This is a genomic window from Bradyrhizobium sp. Tv2a-2, from assembly GCF_000472425.1.
GTDB lineage: Bacteria > Pseudomonadota > Alphaproteobacteria > Rhizobiales > Xanthobacteraceae > Bradyrhizobium.
On the sequence record NZ_AXAI01000009.1, the window covers coordinates 68,851 to 86,344 of the forward strand.

The window sequence follows — 17,494 nt, forward strand, 5'->3', positions numbered from 1 at the left end:
GGACGCGATGTCGATGAGTGGACTCTCCGCGCACTCCTTTCCGAGCATGCGGATGCGGCCCCTCTCCCCGCGCGAGCGGGGCGAGGGAGATGCGAGGGAATCACGCCACCTTCCACTCCGGCACGCCGTCGGCCGCCATCGTGATCTGGCCCACCGAACCAACCGGCGTGCGGTCCATGTTCGTCAGATGGGTCAACGTTGCCGTATCCTGCGTCTGAATGCGCCCCAATGTGCGGGTGCCTGTCGCCGTCCGCAGCATCACCACGCCGTGTTCGATGTCGCCATTGCGACCGTAGAGCAGCGTAAAGCTCTCCACCTTCCCCGTGCCTGAGGGCTCGTCGACGAAGTCAGGAACGGCGCCCTTGCTGCGGTCGGCGACGGCCTGAACGCTCGTCTCCTGTGATAGCTGCTCCCGCGGCGCCTGCCGTGACAGCACCAGCGCGTGATGTTTGGTCACGAAGCCGCCCTGGCCATAGAGCAGGCCGAGCTTGGCCCCCTCGCGCATCTTCCGCACCATGGCGCAGGCGGCATGGGTCATATAGGTGTTGAGCGGTGCGCCAAAGAAGGTGAGGCCGCCAGTGACAGTGGGCTTGACGTCGGGCCCGATCTTGAGCGTGCGGCGGGCCATCTTGGGCACGCAGGGGAAGCAGCTATAGAGTTCGATCGCATCGAATGCGCGGCCATCGCCCCCGACCATCCCCATGACAGCATTGAGCACCGCGTTCTGCGGATGGCTTTCGCTGAACTGGTCGCGGATCAAATAGTCGCGCGGTTCTTCGGCAGAGGCGCCGCCGAGCGGATAGATCAGGCGCTCCTCGGCAATGCCCGCCGCGCGCGCCCTTGCGAGACTGGTCAGTAGCACCGCGCCGCCCATGTTCACGGTCGGATTGGCGACCATCAGCTTGGTGTAGGGCCAGGCGATCGGGCGGTTGTCGGGCGTGGGCGTCGTGATCTCCTCCGGCGTAAAATGCCGCTTCAGCCAGGCATTGGGATTGTGCGCGGCGGCGTCCGAATAGCGCGACCACAACTGGCCGGATTCCGCGAGCGCCTCGCGCGGGGTCTGGCCCCAATGCGCGGAGCTTGCTACCTCGTAGAAGGGATAGACGCTTACGGGACGGAACACGCCGAGCTTCACGGCGAGCGGTTTCTGGAATGCCGCACCGCGCTTCGGCTCTGGCACATCATGGGCGAATGGTGTCCAGGGAAGGCTTACGCCGGCGCGCTCGGCCTTGGTTGCGGTCGACTGCGCTTCGGCGCCGCAGATCGCGGCGACGCTGCATTCGCCGCGCGCGATACGCTGCGCCGCCTCGTGGATGTAGCGGATCGGGCTCTCGCCGCCGACCGGGCCGTAATAGCAATGGGCCGGCGTCACGCCGATGCGTTCGGCCAGGAGCTTTTCAGGATCGCGATAGCGCCAGCTCAGGAAGTTCACCACATCGAGCGAGCCAAGCTCGTGCAGCAGCTTCGCACCGGCGTCCTGCTCGGCGCGCTTGAGCGCCTGCTCGAGCAGCGTCAGCGGTTCGAGGCCGTCTTCAATATGCTTGGGCCGGTCGACGATCTCGCCGATGCCGACGATGACGGGAATGCGGTCTGGGGAGAGGGATTGGACTGTCATTGTTTTTGTCGTCACCTTGTTGAATGCCGCTCCTCATCCTGAGGAACCGCGCCGAGCGCGGCGTCTCGAAGGACGGGGCCCGATTGGGACCTTCATGATTCGAGACGCGCTCCGCGCTCCTCACCGTGAGGATCTTGCTACTCCGCGACCAGCGCATTCATGTGCTCGATCGCTTCCACAAAATCTTCCTTGAACTCCTGCACCACGGCGCCGGCGGATTTCACGCTGTCGATTAGCCCGACACCCTGGCCGACGAAATAGCTGACGAGATCGCGCGCGCGGGCGTTGCCGCTCGCAGCCGCCCGGTCGATGGAATGAAAGGCGTCGCGGCTGATGATGCTCTGCAACGGCATCGGCAGCGCGCCGGGGCTGTTCTCGCCGCGATCCCAGGCATCGGTCCACACCGAGCGCAATTGCCGCGCCGGCTTTCCGGTGCGTCCTTTCGAACGTACCGCGTCGCGCGAGGATGCCGCGATCATCTTCTCGCGAAAAATCTCCGTCGTCTCGGATTCCACCGTCGATAGCCACACCGAGCCGGTCCAGGCGCCCGCCGCGCCCATGGCCATGCAAGCCGCCATCTGGCGGCCGGTCATGATGCCGCCGGCCGCAAGCACCGGCACGTCGCGGATCGGCTTGATCGCCTTGATCACCTCCGGCACCAGCACCATGGTCGACACCTCGCCGCAATGACCGCCGGCCTCCGTGCCCTGCACCACGAGGATGTCGACGCCGGCTGCGACCTGGCGCAGCGCGTGCTCCTTGGCGCCGACCAGCGCCGCAACCGGCACGCCGTGCTTCTTGCCCATCTCGATCATTTCCCTGGGCGGCACGCCGAGCGCATTCGCGATCAGCCGGATCGGATGGCGGAAGGAAACCTCGAGCAGCTGAAGCGCAGTTTCCCGATCGAACGGTTGCGGCTGGTTGTCGGCGACACTCGTAGTCGCAAGCTCGACATCGTATTTCTTCAGGAGATCGCGGGTGAAGTCGCGATGCTGCGGCGGGATGCGCGCTTCCAGGCTCTTCCAGGTGACGTGCTTCTCGCCGGCGGTGGAGATATTTTCCGGGATCAGCACGTCGACCCCATAGGGCCTGCCGTCGACATGATCGTCGATCCACTTCAACTCCTGCTCGATCGTGTCGGGCGAATGAACGGTCGCGCCCAACACGCCGAAGCCGCCGGCGCGGCTCACCGCGGCGACCACGTCGCGGCAATGGCTGAAGGCCAGCAGCGGAAACTCGATGCCCAGCATCTCGCAGATCGGCGATTTCATCGGTGTTCACTCCCTCGCGGCAGATTCCGTCTGCTCGTGTTGTTTTGAAAGATGTAGACGACGCTAGCCCATTGGAGGGCGCGACGCCAAGCGCGTTTTCCTTCTTCGACTTGCGTGCAGGCGCTAGCCGCGTAGTAGGCATTCCGCCGAGTAAAATATGCCGGCCCTCAGGGTGAGGATCTGGCGTGCGGCCTTGCCTCTTGCGCTTTCGTGCGGACGTGGAATGCTTCTGTCCAAATCAGAAAACCAGGGAGCGTCCTTCGATGTCCGCAAGCGAGACGAGCAAGCAAGGCCATGAACGCTACGACGTCGTCGTGGTCGGCGCGGGCTTTGCGGGGATGTACATGCTCCATCGCCTGCGCGATCTCGGCTTCTCGGTGCGGGTCTACGAGCAGGGCGGCGGCGTTGGCGGAACCTGGTACTGGAACCGCTATCCCGGCGCGCGCTGCGATGTCGAGAGCATGCAGTACTCCTATTCGTTTTCGGATGACCTGCAGCAGGAATGGGACTGGAGTGAGCGTTATGCGCCGCAGCCGGAGATCCTGAAATACGCCAACCACGTTGCCGATCGTTTTGGCTTGAGGGTCGACATTCAATTCAATACTCGCGTCGATCGCGCGGCATTTGACGAGGCAGAGAATATCTGGCGGGTGACGACCTCCGACGGCAAGACGATCATCACACGCTTCGTGGTGCTTGCGACCGGTTGTCTTTCCAACGCCCGCATGCCGGACATCAACGGCCTCGAAAGCTTCGAGGGGCCTGTTTATCACACCGGCAACTGGCCACATGAGCCGGTCGATTTCACGGGCCTGCGCGTCGGTCTGATCGGCACGGGTTCGTCAGGTATCCAGTCAACTCCGGTCATTGCGGAGCAGGCAAAACATCTCACGGTGTTCCAGCGTACCGCGAATTTCTCCATTCCGGCGCGTAACGCCAAGCTGACGCCGGAGGAGCGGCAGGCCTTCCGCGAGAAATATCCGGAGGTCCGGCACTTTGCGCGATGGGAGGCGCGCAATGGCATCTATACCGAGTTGCCGGATCGCGGTGCGCTCGACGACGGCGCCAATGAGCGGCGCTCGAAATATGAGGGACGCTGGCAGCGCGGCGGATTGACCTTCATGTCGGTCTACAACGATCTCGCCATGAGCAGGCCGGCCAACGACACCGCGGCCGAGTTCGTCCGCGGCAAGATCGCCGAGATCGTCGCCGATCCCAAGGCGGCGGCGCTGTTGCAGCCGCGCTCGCACCCGATCGGCACCAAGCGCATCTGCATCGATACCGACTATTTCGCGACCTTCAATCGCGACAACGTCACCCTGGTCGATATCAAGTCGAGCCCGATCGAAGAGATCCTCCCGCACGGGCTGCGTACCGCCACTGCGACTTACGAACTGGACGCGCTGGTGCTGGCGACCGGCTTCGACGCCATGACCGGCTCGGTCGCCAAGATCGACATCGGCGGACGCAATGGAGTGTCGCTGAACCAGAAATGGTCGGAAGGTCCCAAGACCTATCTCGGACTGATGACCGCCGGCTTTCCCAATCTCTTCATCATCACCGGCCCCGGAAGTCCGTCGGTGCTGTCGAACATGATTGTCTCCATCGAGCAGCATGTCGACTGGATCGCGGATTGCCTCGGGCATCTGCGTAGCAATGGCCTGGAGGTAATGGAAGCGGACACGAGCGCCGAGGAAAAATGGGTGGCCCATGTCAACGAGGTCGCGCATGGCACGCTCTATCCGCAGGCCAATTCCTGGTACATGGGCGCCAATGTTCCGGGCAAGCCGCGCATCTTCATGCCCTATATCGGTGGCGTCGGCGTCTACCGGCAGATCTGCACCGATGTTGCGGCCAAGGGCTATGAGGGGTTTGTGCTGACGGCGGCGGAGCAGGAGCGGGCGGCAGCGGTTTTCTGAGACCGCCACTACAAGCCGGGCCGTGACGAGAGAATGGGCCGTCGCGCCCTCTTGGCGTAGGGCCGCGATCTTAAATTTTTGTTCTGCTGGCGACCTGCATGCGCACGCCAGCAGCCCATAAGATTACGGAATCTTGCGTAAGCGTCGTCCGCTTTTCGCGTGGACGGCCAGCGCCTATTGCGTGCCTTGCGCGGCAGGAAATACGACGCGATCATCGGTACGACAGTAGCGATCTGCGAACATGCGCCCCACCGGATGGTAGCGCTCCATGTGCACGCGCATCGCCTTTTGGTCCCAGAGCTCGTCACGGATGTAGAAATGAATGCCTTCGCCCATGACGAGCTGGCGGTCGCCGTTGACGTCGATGGTCCTCCACGTCTTGCATTCCATCGCCCATGGCGCGTCGGCAAGCCGGGGGGGCGCGACCCGCGTCGAAGGCGCAAGCTTGAGCCCCAGATGATTCGGCTCGCCGATGTCGGGCGGAAAGTCTCCGCTGGATTCGTGCATCGCTCGCGCAAGCGGCTCGTCGGCAATGTGGACGACGAACTCGCCCGTGCGCTGGATGTTGGCGAGCGTGTCCTTGATCCGACCGTCGGGGCGGGCGTTGACGGCGATCATGCAGAGCGGCGGATCCTCAGAGAACACGTTGAAAAAACTGAACGGCGCAGCGTTGACCACGCCGGTCGGACCGAGAGAGGTCACCCAGGCAATCGGCCGCGGCAGCACGAAGGAGGTGAGCACCTTGTAGCGCTCGCGGGGCGAGAGGTCGGTGGCGTCATAGTCCATTTTATTTCCTTTTTGCATGGTGGGCGCTGCCGAAGGTAATCCGAGGTTCTCCGCCGATAAAGCCGCGAAGTCATGCTGTGGTGCCCTGCTTGCATGAGCGCAACGAGACGGGAGGCCAGCTTGCGGCCTTTTGTCGTCTCGGTCGCTGCGGCTCTTCCGCATGGAGTGGCGTTGATGTAACCTCTTTTCAGAGCCGCTGCCGGGACGTGCCGAAGCCCTGGAAATTATTGCGGCGCCTGTGCCCACGGCGGGCCCTGCAATTTATTCGAATTTTTTCAAGCACCAAGACAACCATCCCTCGCGTGTCGCGGATGGATATTGATTTTTGAACCCACATCCCATCGGAGAAATCGCCATGCATTTCTGCCTGACAGGACAGTACACGCCACGCGCCCTTAACAGCATCATGGAAAATCCCACTCAAAATCGCTACGAGGCGGCCAAGAAGCTGGTCGAAGCGGCCGGCGGAAAGTTGATTTCGATGTATTCGATGTCGGCGGAGGGGCCGAGCGTGCTGACCATTTTCGACGTGCCGGATCCTACCATGGCGCCGGTGATCTCCGGCCTCGTGGTGGCCGCCGGTACGCTGCAGAACGTCAAGCTGACGCGCCTGTTCACGCAGGAGGAGATCGTGCAGGTCCGGCAGAAGGCTGCCAAGCTCCGCGGTTCGTACACGCCACCCGGCGGCTAGCCACGGTTCGGGTGCCTGTCCTTTTGATTGAGGAAGGTAGAAAAGAAAGCACCCAAGCGAAACAAGAGAACGCCGATGCGAAGCATCGGCGTTGCCGCGGGTTGCCGCGCCAAAAACCGATCGCGCTCGCGTATTCTTACGGGTTAGTGCTCGCACCGCAATTCCTGCGATGCGCAAGCGCACAGTCCTCCTCTTGCGAAATATCAACGAGCTTGCTCAGGAAGAGATAGCCGAGCACGAGGGCGATCACGAGCGCAACGACGTACATCGCAAGCCTGCGGTTTGAGATCGGCGGTGTGTCACCGTCGCCGCGATCCGGCGGATTTCGTGACAGCTCGTCGTCTCTGCTCGACACCGTCCTGCCTCGCGTTGTGATGAAGTCCGCCCGCGTCAATGCGAAGCACGCAGAGCTTCGCGTGACGCGCGCCGCTATGCGCAATAGTTAAAATGCGGTGTAACCGCCGTCGATCACGAAGCAATCGGCCGTGTGATAGGACGACGCCTTGCTCATCAGATAAACCGCAATGCCGCCGAAATCGCCGGGCTCGCCGAAGCGGCGCATCGGAATGCGCGGCATCACGGCGCCGACGAATTTGTCGTCAGCCATGATCCTCGCAGTCATGTCGCTCTTGATCCAGCCGGGCAGGATCGCATTGGCGGTGACGCCATAGCGGGCGAGTTCCACGCCGAGCGCTCGGCAGAGCGCGTTGAGGGAAGCCTTGGTCGCGGCGTAGTGCTCGTTGCGCGCGGTGCCGAACAGCGACGCCAGGCTCGAGGTCGCAACCAGCCGACCGAACTTGTCGCCATTGTTGGCGCGCTCGGTCATGTGGCGTGCGGCCACCTGGAATGCATGGAACACGCCGTCCAGATTGGTTGCGAACATCGCGCGCCACTCCTCCTCGGTGCGTTCGATGAAGGCGCGCCGCCCGCCACCGCCAATGCCGGCATTGGCAAAACAGCCGTCGACGCGGCCAAACACATCCAGCGTCGCCTTCATGGCCTCATTGACGGAGGCCGGGCTCGTAACGTCGCAGACGCGACTCTCGACCTTGCCGGGACTGCCGGCCATTGTCGCGAGCGCCGCCTTGTTCTTTTCCGCATTGCGGCCCCAGATCGAGACATTGCAGCCACTCAACGCAAGTGCTTGGGCGATGCCGAGGCCAATACCGCCATTGCCGCCGGTGACGACCGCAACGCGGCCGGTGAGATCGAACATGTTCATGAGCGTGTCCTTGTCAGGCATTTTCGTTGTTATGACGCACGTCAGCCGTGCATCGAAGGGAGGTCATTGTTTGCCGGCAAGCATGGACAAGCGCGCGGCAAAAATCAAATATGCGGTATGAAGCTGCGCTGGTCCGCACTGCGGAATTTGGATCGCAAGAGACTATCGCAAACGATGATCACAAGAGATCAAGAGGAAACCATGCAATTCAAGCACTGCACGCTCGATTTCGACGGACCGGTCGCGGTCCTCAAGCTTGATCACCAGGAGGTCATGAACGCGGTCTCGATGGACATGCTCGCCGGCCTTGCCGAGGCGCTTGACGAGATCGAGGCCAACAAGGCAACCGTGCGCTGCGTGGTGCTGACCGGGGCGGGCCGCGCCTTCTGCACCGGCGCCAATCTGCAGGGTCGTAACCAGCAACAAAAGCCGGGTCGCAGCAACGCGGGTGCGGCCCTGGAGACCGCGTTCCATCCGTTCCTGCGGCGGATCCGTAACCTGCATTGCCCGCTGGTCACTGCCGTGAACGGCCCGGCCGCCGGCGCCGGCATGAGCTTCGCGCTGCTCGGCGACATGATCCTGGTCGCGCGCTCCGCCTATTTCCTGCAGGCCTTCCGCCGCATCGGCCTGGTGCCTGATTGCGGCTCGACCTGGCTGTTGCCGCGCCTGGTCGGCAAGGCGCGTTCCATCGAGTTGTCGCTGATGGGCGAGCGCCTCCCGGCAGAGAAGGCACTCGAATGGGGGCTGATCAATCGCGTCTATGACGATGGCGTGTTGATGGAGGAGGCGATGAAGCTCGCGCGCGAGCTTGCAAGCGGGCCGACGGTCGCGCTGTCCTTGATCCGCAAGCTCTATTGGGACAGCGAGGAAAATTCCTTCGAGGAGCAGCTCAACCTGGAGTACCAGTCGCAGCGCATCGCGGGCGCAACGGATGACTTCAAGGAAGGCGTCGCCGCCTTCCTTGAAAAGCGCCCGGCCAAGTTCGCAGGCAAATGATCGAGGCGGAGCTCAGCCGCTCGGTGCGAGGCTGGTATCCGGGCGCAACTGGCGTTGCTTCGGCGGCAAAATTGTCCGGCGGCGCCAGCCAGGAGACCTGGTCGTTCGAGATTGTCCATCCCTTGGGCAATCTCGGCGCCATCCTGCGCCGTGCGCCCAAGGGCTACGGCGCATCGCCGACGCGCGCGGCGGGGCTTGCGGCGGAAGCACGCCTGATGCAGCTCGCTTACGAGGCCGGTGTGCCGTCGCCGCGCGTGCTGCATGTGCTGACGCCGGAGGACGATCTCGGCACCGGCTTCATCATGGCCCGTGTCGAAGGCGAGACGATCGCACGCAAGATTCTGCGTGACGCGGAGTTCGCTGCAGCCCGGCCGAAGCTGGCGCGCCAACTCGGCCAGATCGCTGCGGGTATTCATGGTCTGGCGCGCGAAAAATTGCCGGAGCTGCGTCGGCTGACTGCGACGGCCGAGATCGCCGAGCTCGCGCGCGAATATCGCAGTCTCAACTGGCCGAAGCCGGTATTCGAGCTCGCGCTGCGCTGGCTCGCCGAGCACGATCCCGGCCCGCCGCAACGGGAGACGCTGGTGCATGGCGATTTCCGCCATGGCAATCTCATCATCGGCCCCGACGGTGTCCGCGCCGTGCTCGACTGGGAACTCGCCCATCTCGGCGACCCCATGGAGGATCTCGGGTGGATCTGCGTCAACTCCTGGCGCTTTGGCGAGATCGACAAGCCAGTCGGCGGCTTTGGCTCTCGCGAAGAGCTGTTCGGCGGCTACGAGGCCGCCGGCCGCAAGGTCGACGCTGACAGGGTGACGTTCTACGAGGTCATGGGCACGCTGCGCTGGGGCGTGATGTGCGGCGGCATGATGCAGCGTTTTCGGCTGGGTCCCGATCATTCCATGGAACGCGCCATGATCGGACGCCGGGCGTCGGAAACGGAGATCGATTTGCTGCGGCTGCTGGCGCCGCGAGGAAACTGACATGCAGGACGAACCGACACCAACGGAACTGACGAAAGCCGTGGCTGATTTCCTGCGTGACGACATCGCGCCGACACCGTCAGGCCACAGCGCGTTCAAGCTCCGCGTTGCCATCAACATACTCGATCTGGTGACACGGCAGTTGACGCTGGAAAAGGGAAGCGATGCCGCGGAAGCTGCGCGGCTGCGGCAGATGCTTGGCATGGACAGCTCGCTGATCGAGCTGAATGGTGTCCTCTCCGACAAGATCGCGAGCGGCGAGATGGACCTGCGAACGCCGGGTCTTGCCGAGCATCTCTGGCAGACCACGATGGACAAGCTCGCCGTCGATCAGCCGGGCTATGCGGCGTACAAGAGGGAGCTGGGGAGAGGCAACACCGGCGCCTAGCTCTCCGCTGTCATTCCGGGGCGGTCCGAAGGACCGAACCCGGAATCTCGAGATTCCGGGTTCGGTGCTAACGCACCGCCCCGGAATGACGTTGCCGACAACTACCGCCCTACCCATTTTGGCGGCCGCTTCTCGGCAAACGCCTTCGGTCCCTCGATGTAGTCCTGCGACGCCACCATCGCCTTTACAGCGGGGTAGTCGCGCTGTTCGGCCATCGCCTGCTCCAGCGAGACGCCAAGGCCCTTCTGAATCGTCTGCTTGGAGGCGCGGATCGACATCGGCGAGTTCTTGCAGATGGTCTCCGCCCAGCGCAGCGCGGCGGAAAGCGCTTCGCCCTGCGGCACCACCTCGTTGACAAAGCCAAGCTCGAGCCCCTCGCGCGCCGGAACGTGGCGTGCGGTCAGGATCATACCCATGGCACGTTTCAGACCGATCTGCCGGGGCAGGCGATGCAAGCCGCCGGCGAGAGCCGCAAGTCCTACCCGCGGCTCGGGCAAGGCAAACGTCGCGTTCTCGGAGGCGATGATGAGGTCGCAGGCGAGCGCGATCTCGAAACCGCCACCCATGGCGACGCCATTGACCGCCGCGATGATCGGCTTGTCGCAGTCGAAGCGCGTGGTCAGCCCGGCAAAGCCGCCCTTGTCCCAGCCGCGCTTGCCGCCCGCCGCCTGCCATTTCAGATCATTGCCGGCGCAGAACGCCTTGTCGCCGGCGCCGGTGACAATTGCGACCCACTGCTCGGGATCGGCCGAGAAGTCGTCAAACACCTTGTTGAGCTCGAAATGCGCCTCGATATGCAGCGCGTTGTACACTTCGGGCCGCGACAGCGTGACGATGGTGATAGGCCCCTTGCGCTCGACCTTCGAGAATTTCAGCTCCATGTTTGCTCCCTCGATTTTTCTGTAGCGCGGAATGCGGACGCGCCATCCTAGCTTGTTTCCGCAAGCCGAAGTCATGCAATTATGTCATTCAACCACGCTGGGCCAGCCCCGCGTTACAGGCCATGTCAGCCGGCGTTAGTGTGGGCTAACAACGATGAAACGATTTTTGGGAGACACGCCTTGGATTTCGCATTGCCCGCCGATCTCGTCGCCTATCTCGACGAACTCGACCGTTTCATCACGCGCGAGATCAAGCCGTTGGAGGGGGCCGATGACAACATCCGCTTCTTCGACCATCGCCGCGAATGGGCGCGTACCGATTTCGAGCACGGCGGCCTGCCGCGCCATGAGTGGGAGGCGCTGCTGCGGAAAGCGAAAGACCGCGCCGATGCGGCCGGCCATCTGCGCTTTGCAATCCCGAAGCGCTATGGCGGAAAGGACGGCTCCAATCTCTGGATGGCCGTGATCCGCGAGCATTTTGCGTCCAAGGGGCTCGGGCTGCACAATGATTTGCAGAACGAACATTCCATCGTCGGCAATTTCCCTGTCGTCACCATGCTCGACCGCTACGGCAGCGACGAGCAGAAGGCGATGATCGAGGGCTCGATCGCGGGCAAATACCGCATCACCTTCGGCCTCACCGAGCCGCATCACGGTTCCGATGCCACCCACATGGAGACGCGCGCGCAGCCTGCGACCCGCGACAATGTCAAGGGCTGGATCATCAATGGCGAGAAGATGTGGACGACGGGCATGCATGTCGCCACGCATTGCGCGCTGTTCGCACGCACATCCGGCAACGACGGCGATGCACGCGGCATCACCTGTTTCCTGGTGCCGGCGAAATCAGACGGCGTGAAGGTCGAGGAATATATGTGGACCTTCAACATGCCGACCGATCATCCCCGCGTCAGCTTTACCGACGTGTTCGTGCCAGTGGATGCGCAGTTCGGCGAGGTCGGGCGCGGGCTGTCGCTGGCGCAATGCTTTGTTCATGAGAACCGGATCCGGCAGGCGGCGAGCTCGCTCGGAGCGGCAGCCTATTGCATCAACGAGAGCGTCAAATATGCGCGCGAGCGCAAACCGTTCGGTAAGGCGCTGGCGGAGAACCAGGCGATCCAGTGGCCGCTGGTCGAGCTTGCGACACAAGCCGAAATGCTGCGGCTTTTGATCCGCAAGACCGCCTGGGAAATGGACCAGCTGACCCAGGCCCAGGTCGAGCACACGCTGTCCGACAAGGTCTCGATGTGTAACTTCTGGGCCAACCGCCTCTGCTGCGAGGCGGCCGATACCGCGATGCAGGTGCATGGCGGCATGGGCTATTCGCGTCACAAGCCGTTCGAGCACATTTACCGCCATCACCGCCGTTACCGCATCACCGAGGGAAGCGAGGAAATCCAGAAGCGGAAGGTGGCGGGATTTCTGTTCGGCTATATGGGCGCGGGAAAGCATTGACGAGGGAGAGTTCTCGCGCGAAATCTCGTCAATTCACCTGCCGGTCCTTGTCGGCCCAATAGGGATCGCGCAATTGCCGCCGCAAAATCTTGCCCGAGGGGTTGCGCGGGAGCGCCGGGACGAAGTCGACCGATTTCGGCGTCTTGAAGCCCGCGATGCGCTCGCGGGTGAAATTGATGATGTCGGTTGCGGTCGCCGTCTTGCCCGGCTTCAGCGCCACGACCGCCTTAACCGCCTCGCCCCATTTTTCATCGGGGATGCCGATTACGGCGGCCTCCGCCACGTCGGGGTGATCGCAGATCGCGCTCTCCACTTCCGCTGGATAGATATTCTCTCCGCCCGAGATGATCATGTCCTTGATACGGTCGTGGATGTAGAGATAGCCGTCCTCGTCCATGAAGCCCGCGTCACCGGTGCGCAGCCAGCCGTCCTTGTCGAGCGTACGCGCCGTCGCCTCCGGCAGATTCCAGTAGCCTTCCATGTTCGAGCCCGAGCGCGTCGCGATCTCGCCGACCTCGCGCGGCGGCAATTGATTTCCGTCCGCGTCCAGGATCGCAAGCTCAATGCCCGGCATCGCCTTGCCGGCCGAGCGCATCCGCTCCGATCCCTCGAGATGGTCCTCCGGCGGCAGCGCCACGATGGCGCCCGTGGTCTCGGTCATGCCGTAGACCTGAACGAAGCCGCATTTGAACACGTCGATGCATTCCTTCAGCAGCGCAGCCGGAATGGGCGAGGCGCCATAGAGCATGTGTTTCAGGCGCGAGAAATCCATCTGCCGCGCGCGCGGCTGGCGCACCACGAATTGCATCGCCGCCGGCACCATGAACAATTTGGTGATACCGGCCTGCTCGAAGATATCGAGCACTTTGGTCGGGTCGAAATCACGCGTGATCACGGCTCGTGCGCCATGAAAGAAGCCCATCACGCCCCAGCCGGAGCCGCCGATGTGAAAGAGCGGCATCGCCACCAGCGAGACATCGTCAGCGGTCCATTTGTTCCACTCCGGCTGCTCTGCAGCGGAGCCGGTGTTGACCAGGTTGAGGAAGTTGGCATGCGACAGCATCGCGCCCTTTGGCTTTCCGGTGGTGCCGGACGTGTAGAGCTGGAGAGCGATGTCCTTGCGTGTCACCTCGCTGCCGGGATCGGCGTCGTCCTGCGCGTCGCGCCAGGCCGAAAAATCCTGCCATTCCGGTGCGCCGCCTTCGGTCGTGATGACGGTACGCACGTCCGCCAGCCGTGGCAGAATGTTGCGCACCAGCGCGACGAACTCGGGGCCGACAAACAGCACCGGGGCCTTGCAGTCCTCGATAATGAACGCAACCTCGGGGGCGGCGAGGCGCCAGTTGATCGGCGCCATCACGATCCTGGCCTTGATCGCGCCGAACAGCAGCTCGAAAAAGACGTCGCTGTTCTTGCCGAGATAGGCGATGCGTTCGCCGGGCCGCACGCCCAGCGTTTTCAGCCCATTGGCGACGCGGTTGGTGTTGCGCTCGAAATCGGCGAAGGTTGTGATACGGCCTTCGAATTCAAAGGCGATGGCCTCGCTGCGGCTTTTGGCCTGCAGGCGCACGACCTCGGCCAGCGTCGCTGGCTGCACGGATGCCGACATGTTTCCCCCTTGAGGTTCTCTGTTGACCGCGATACTGGCGTTACGCGGCGACAAAGACAATACGGGGAAATGAGGCTACCCCCGTTTCGCGCGGTCCTTTTCGTTCTGCGCCATGATGGACTCGCGCGCCTTGGTCCAGTCGTCATTGCTCCAGTCGCGCAGCTGGTAAAAATTGCCGCCCATTGCGAGCGCCTGCGCGCCATCCATCGCGATGGTCTCGCCGTTGATCCAGTCGCAGCCGCCGGAGATCAGGAAGGTTGCGAGGTTCTGCAATTCCTCCAGGGTGCCGACGCGGCCCATCGGGTTCATCGCCTTGGTGCGGGCGCCGGCCTCATCGCCGGGCTTGATGCGCTTGCTCATGCCCTCGGTCGGGATCTCGCCGGGCGCGATGGTGTTGAGGCGGATGCCGTAGCGGCCCCATTCGGTCGCCAGCGACATGGTCATGGCATGGATGGCGGACTTACTCATCGCCGATGGCACCACATAAGGCGAGCCGTTGCGCACCCAGGTCACCGTGATCGACACCACATTGCCAGGCATCTTGGCGGCGATCCAGCGCCGGCCGACCGCGTGCGTGACATAGAAGGTGCCGTGCATGACGATATTGGCGACCGCGTCAAAGCCGCGCGGGCTGAGCTCCTCGCTGCGCGAGATGAAATTGCCGGCGGCATTGTTGATGAGATCGGTGAGGGGGCCCTCGCGAAAGATGTTCTCCACCATCTCGTCGACCGCGAGTGCGTTGCGGATGTCGACACCGTGGCTCGTGACCCGGCCACCGTAGAGATCCATCAGTTCGGTCGCGGTCTCGTCGCAGACGATCTTGCGGCGGCCGCAAATATGGACCTCGGCACCGAGTTGCAGGAAACGCGCGGCCATTGCCTTGCCGAGTCCAGTGCCGCCGCCGGTGACCAAAATGCGTCGCCCCGCCAGGAGATTGTCTTTGAACATGGTGTCCGCCTGAAGAAAATGCATGTTAATTGGTCGATTGACTAAATCCCTCTGAGGCCGTTCTGTAAAGCTGCAACAAGGGATAAGAGCCCAAGGAGTATTTTTATGGAGAGCCGCGTCTCGATCACGATGTCGGAAGGCGTCGCCGATGTGCGCCTGGTACGCGCGGAGAAAATGAACGCGCTGGACGCCGAGATGTTCGAGGCGTTGGTCGCTGCCACCGATAGGCTGGCGAAAGAGAAAGGCCTACGAGCGGTAGTGCTGTCGGGCGAGGGGCGGGCATTCTGCGCCGGTCTCGACATGGGCCGCTTCGCCGCCATGAAGGAGAAAGGCGGCAACGGAATTCCGGGTGGCGAAAAGCGTGACCTCACCGCGCGGACGCACGGGCTGGCAAATTTTCCACAAACCGCAGTGTGGGGCTGGCGGCAGCTCCCGGTTCCAGTGATCGCTGCTGTGCATGGCGTTGCCTTTGGCGGCGGTTTCCAGCTCGCGCTAGGCGCTGACATGCGCTTCCTCAGCGCAGATGCGCGGATGTCGATCATGGAGATCAAATGGGGCCTGGTCCCTGACATGGCAGGCACGCCCATCCTGGCGAGCCTCGTGCGCGACGACATTCTGCGCGATCTCACCTTTACTGGGCGGATTTTCTCGGCCCAGGAGGCGCTGAGCTATGGGCTGGCGACACGCATATGCGACGATCCGCGAGCCGCGGCGTTGCAGGTCGCGCGCGAGATCGCGGGCAGGAGCCCGGATGCAATCCGTGCGGCCAAGCGTATGCTGAACAATCTTTCGGTCGATCCGGGGCCTGCGCTGCTTGCGGAGTCGGTGGAGCAGCAAAAACTGCTCGGCAGCCCGAACCAGACCGAGGCGGTGCGATCCAATCTGGAAAAGCGCGTTCCGAAGTTTGCCGATCCAGGTTGAGAGGCCGGTCATTCCGGGGCGCGCGCTGGCGCGAACCCGGAATCTCGAGATTCCCTGATGTTGCGAGAGCACATCAGAGTTCGATGCTTCGCATCGTCCGGTAATGACAACTTAGAAATTTCAATCCGACCAAGATCGGAAGACAAATGAGCGAAACGTCCCGACCCTTTCTCGGCATCATCTCCGGAGCGCGCCGGCGCAGTCATGAGGCCGCCGCCGATCGCGCTGGCCGCATCGCCGGCGGCCTGCATCGGCTTGGCGTGCGCCAGGGCGACAGTGTCTGCATGCTGATGCGCAACGACATCGCCTTCATCGAGGCGGCCTTTGGCGAGATGCAACTCGGCGCCTATGGCGTGCCCGTGAACTGGCACTTCAAGCCGGAGGAGATCAATTACATCTTGAAGGACTCCGGAACGTCGGTGTTGATCGGCCATGCCGACCTCTTGCACCAGCTGCGGGATGCCGTTCCGCAAGGCGTGACGGTGCTGAGCGTGCCGACGCCGCCGGAGATCCTGGCCACCTACAAGATCGATCCCGATCATCTCGCAAGGCCGGATTTCGCTCAGGATTTCGAGAGCTGGCTTGCGGAGCAGCCGCGCCATGATGGGCCGGCGGTGCCGCAGCCGATGAACATGATCTACACTTCCGGCACCACGGGGCATCCCAAGGGTGTGCGGCGCGCCGCGCCGACTCCAGAGCAGAGCGCGGCGATGGAACGGATGCGGGCGATGATCTATGGGCTCAAGCCGGGTGCGCGGGCGCTGCTGCCGGGGCCGCTTTATCATTCCGCGCCCAATTCGTTCGGCATTCGTTCGGGCCGCCTCGGCGGGGCGCTGGTCTTGATGCCGCGTTTCGAGCCGGAGGAATTCCTGCGGCTGATCGAGGCCGAAAAGATCGACACTATCTTCATGGTGCCGACCATGTTCATCCGCCTGATGAAGCTGCCGGAGGAGGTGCGCCAGAAATACGACATGTCCTCGCTGCGTCATGTCATTCATGCCGCTGCGCCCTGTCCGGCCGACGTCAAGCGCGCCATGATCGATTGGTGGGGGCCGGTGATCTACGAGTTCTACGGCTCGACCGAATCGGGCGCGGTGACTTTTGCGACCTCCGAGGATGCGCTGAAGAAGCCCGGCACTGTCGGCAAGATTTCCCCGGGCGCCGAGCTGCGCTTCGTCGGCGAGGACGGGCGGGGGCTGCCGCAAGGCGAGATTGGCGAAATCTATTCCCGCATAGCCTCGCATCCGGATTTCACCTATCACAACAAGCCGGAGAAGCGCACCGAGATCGAGCGGGAAGGTTTCATCACGTCAGGTGACGTCGGATATATCGATGCCGACGGCTATGTCTTCCTCTGCGACCGCAAGCGGGACATGGTCATCTCCGGCGGGGTCAACATCTACCCGGCCGAGATCGAGGCGGTGCTGCATGGTCTGCCCGGCGTCCATGACTGCGCGGTGTTCGGCATTCCCGATGCCGAGTTCGGCGAGGCGCTGATGGCGGTGGTCGAGCCGCAACCGGGGGCGAGGCTCGATGTCGCCGACATCCGCGCCCGGCTGAAGACATCGCTCGCGGATTACAAGGTGCCTAAGCACATCGAGATCCAGACCGCCCTGCCGCGCGAGGATTCGGGCAAAATCTTCAAGCGCCGCCTGCGCGATCCCTATTGGGAGCGGGCGGGGCGGAAGATTTAGGGGGCAAAGGGAAATGAGCACCGTCGTCCCGGCTTTTCGCCGGGCGACGAGAGAGCTTTGCGGATTGAAACGGAGAGATCGCCACCGCCTCATTCTTGATCTTGCACTGCGTCAA

General features: G+C 63.1%; 16 protein-coding genes. 8 read left to right on the plus strand and 8 right to left on the minus strand.

The features are described from left to right. Positions 1 to 100: 100 nt before the first annotated feature. Both A3AI_RS0120125 and A3AI_RS0120130 read right to left on the minus strand, forming a co-directional pair. Positions 101 to 1,615 (minus strand): acetyl-CoA acetyltransferase, encoded by a 1,515-nt coding sequence (locus tag A3AI_RS0120125; protein WP_024517295.1) that lies wholly within the window; start codon positions 1,613 to 1,615, stop codon positions 101 to 103. 137 nt (positions 1,616 to 1,752) lie between these two features. Beyond that, positions 1,753 to 2,886, minus strand: coding sequence for a nitronate monooxygenase (locus tag A3AI_RS0120130; protein WP_024517296.1), 1,134 nt, complete (start codon positions 2,884 to 2,886; stop codon positions 1,753 to 1,755). A gap of 263 nt (positions 2,887 to 3,149) precedes the next feature. Here A3AI_RS0120130 and A3AI_RS0120135 point away from each other — a divergent pair, with 263 nt between their 5' ends. Continuing rightward, positions 3,150 to 4,805 carry a flavin-containing monooxygenase gene (locus A3AI_RS0120135; protein ID WP_024517297.1) on the plus strand — a complete coding sequence of 552 codons (1,656 nt, stop codon included), beginning with the start codon at positions 3,150 to 3,152 and terminating at the stop codon, positions 4,803 to 4,805. Between the two features lie 174 nt (positions 4,806 to 4,979). Here A3AI_RS0120135 and A3AI_RS0120140 read toward each other — a convergent pair whose 3' ends face one another. Next, positions 4,980 to 5,591 (minus strand): flavin reductase family protein, encoded by a 612-nt coding sequence (locus tag A3AI_RS0120140; protein WP_024517298.1) that lies wholly within the window; start codon positions 5,589 to 5,591, stop codon positions 4,980 to 4,982. Between the two features lie 355 nt (positions 5,592 to 5,946). Here A3AI_RS0120140 and A3AI_RS0120145 point away from each other — a divergent pair, with 355 nt between their 5' ends. Continuing rightward, a complete protein-coding gene (locus A3AI_RS0120145) occupies positions 5,947 to 6,282 on the plus strand; it encodes a GYD domain-containing protein (RefSeq protein ID WP_024517299.1) in 336 nt (111 codons plus the stop codon). 136 nt (positions 6,283 to 6,418) lie between these two features. Here the strand turns inward: A3AI_RS0120145 and A3AI_RS0120150 are convergent, their stop codons facing one another. Further along, positions 6,419 to 6,637 carry a hypothetical protein gene (locus A3AI_RS0120150; protein WP_036048965.1) on the minus strand — a complete coding sequence of 73 codons (219 nt, stop codon included), beginning with the start codon at positions 6,635 to 6,637 and terminating at the stop codon, positions 6,419 to 6,421. Positions 6,638 to 6,724: 87 nt separating this feature from the next. Then, entirely contained in the window at positions 6,725 to 7,504 is a 780-nt protein-coding gene (locus A3AI_RS0120155; protein ID WP_024517301.1) for an SDR family NAD(P)-dependent oxidoreductase, read from the minus strand. Positions 7,505 to 7,705: 201 nt separating this feature from the next. Between A3AI_RS0120155 and A3AI_RS0120160 the strand changes: the two genes are divergently transcribed. From A3AI_RS0120160 to A3AI_RS0120170, 3 genes are read left to right on the plus strand one after another with little or no spacing between them, the layout of a single operon-like run. Beyond that, complete coding sequence (locus tag A3AI_RS0120160) at positions 7,706 to 8,500, plus strand: enoyl-CoA hydratase/isomerase (protein ID WP_024517302.1); 795 nt, start codon at positions 7,706 to 7,708, stop codon at positions 8,498 to 8,500. Then, complete coding sequence (locus A3AI_RS0120165) at positions 8,497 to 9,483, plus strand: phosphotransferase family protein (RefSeq protein WP_024517303.1); 987 nt, start codon at positions 8,497 to 8,499, stop codon at positions 9,481 to 9,483. The genes A3AI_RS0120160 and A3AI_RS0120165 overlap by 4 nt, the downstream gene beginning before the upstream one ends. A 1-nt stretch (position 9,484) precedes the next feature. After that, positions 9,485 to 9,871, plus strand: coding sequence for a DUF6285 domain-containing protein (locus tag A3AI_RS0120170; protein ID WP_024517304.1), 387 nt, complete (start codon positions 9,485 to 9,487; stop codon positions 9,869 to 9,871). Positions 9,872 to 9,972: 101 nt separating this feature from the next. Here A3AI_RS0120170 and A3AI_RS0120175 read toward each other — a convergent pair whose 3' ends face one another. After that, on the minus strand, positions 9,973 to 10,752 hold the full coding sequence (locus tag A3AI_RS0120175; protein ID WP_024517305.1) for an enoyl-CoA hydratase-related protein: 780 nt from the start codon (positions 10,750 to 10,752) through the stop codon (positions 9,973 to 9,975). 180 nt (positions 10,753 to 10,932) lie between these two features. Here A3AI_RS0120175 and A3AI_RS0120180 point away from each other — a divergent pair, with 180 nt between their 5' ends. Continuing rightward, positions 10,933 to 12,207: an acyl-CoA dehydrogenase family protein gene (locus A3AI_RS0120180; RefSeq protein ID WP_024517306.1), complete on the plus strand. Its 1,275-nt coding sequence runs from the start codon at positions 10,933 to 10,935 to the stop codon at positions 12,205 to 12,207. 28 nt (positions 12,208 to 12,235) lie between these two features. Here A3AI_RS0120180 and A3AI_RS0120185 read toward each other — a convergent pair whose 3' ends face one another. Both A3AI_RS0120185 and A3AI_RS0120190 read right to left on the minus strand, forming a co-directional pair. Beyond that, positions 12,236 to 13,816 carry a fatty acid--CoA ligase gene (locus A3AI_RS0120185; protein ID WP_024517307.1) on the minus strand — a complete coding sequence of 527 codons (1,581 nt, stop codon included), beginning with the start codon at positions 13,814 to 13,816 and terminating at the stop codon, positions 12,236 to 12,238. A gap of 75 nt (positions 13,817 to 13,891) precedes the next feature. After that, positions 13,892 to 14,764 carry an SDR family oxidoreductase gene (locus tag A3AI_RS0120190; RefSeq protein ID WP_024517308.1) on the minus strand — a complete coding sequence of 291 codons (873 nt, stop codon included), beginning with the start codon at positions 14,762 to 14,764 and terminating at the stop codon, positions 13,892 to 13,894. A gap of 105 nt (positions 14,765 to 14,869) precedes the next feature. Between A3AI_RS0120190 and A3AI_RS0120195 the strand changes: the two genes are divergently transcribed. After that, positions 14,870 to 15,685 carry a crotonase/enoyl-CoA hydratase family protein gene (locus A3AI_RS0120195; protein ID WP_024517309.1) on the plus strand — a complete coding sequence of 272 codons (816 nt, stop codon included), beginning with the start codon at positions 14,870 to 14,872 and terminating at the stop codon, positions 15,683 to 15,685. A gap of 146 nt (positions 15,686 to 15,831) precedes the next feature. Then, positions 15,832 to 17,379, plus strand: coding sequence for an acyl-CoA synthetase (locus tag A3AI_RS0120200; RefSeq protein ID WP_024517310.1), 1,548 nt, complete (start codon positions 15,832 to 15,834; stop codon positions 17,377 to 17,379). The last annotated feature ends 115 nt before the right edge of the window (positions 17,380 to 17,494 follow it).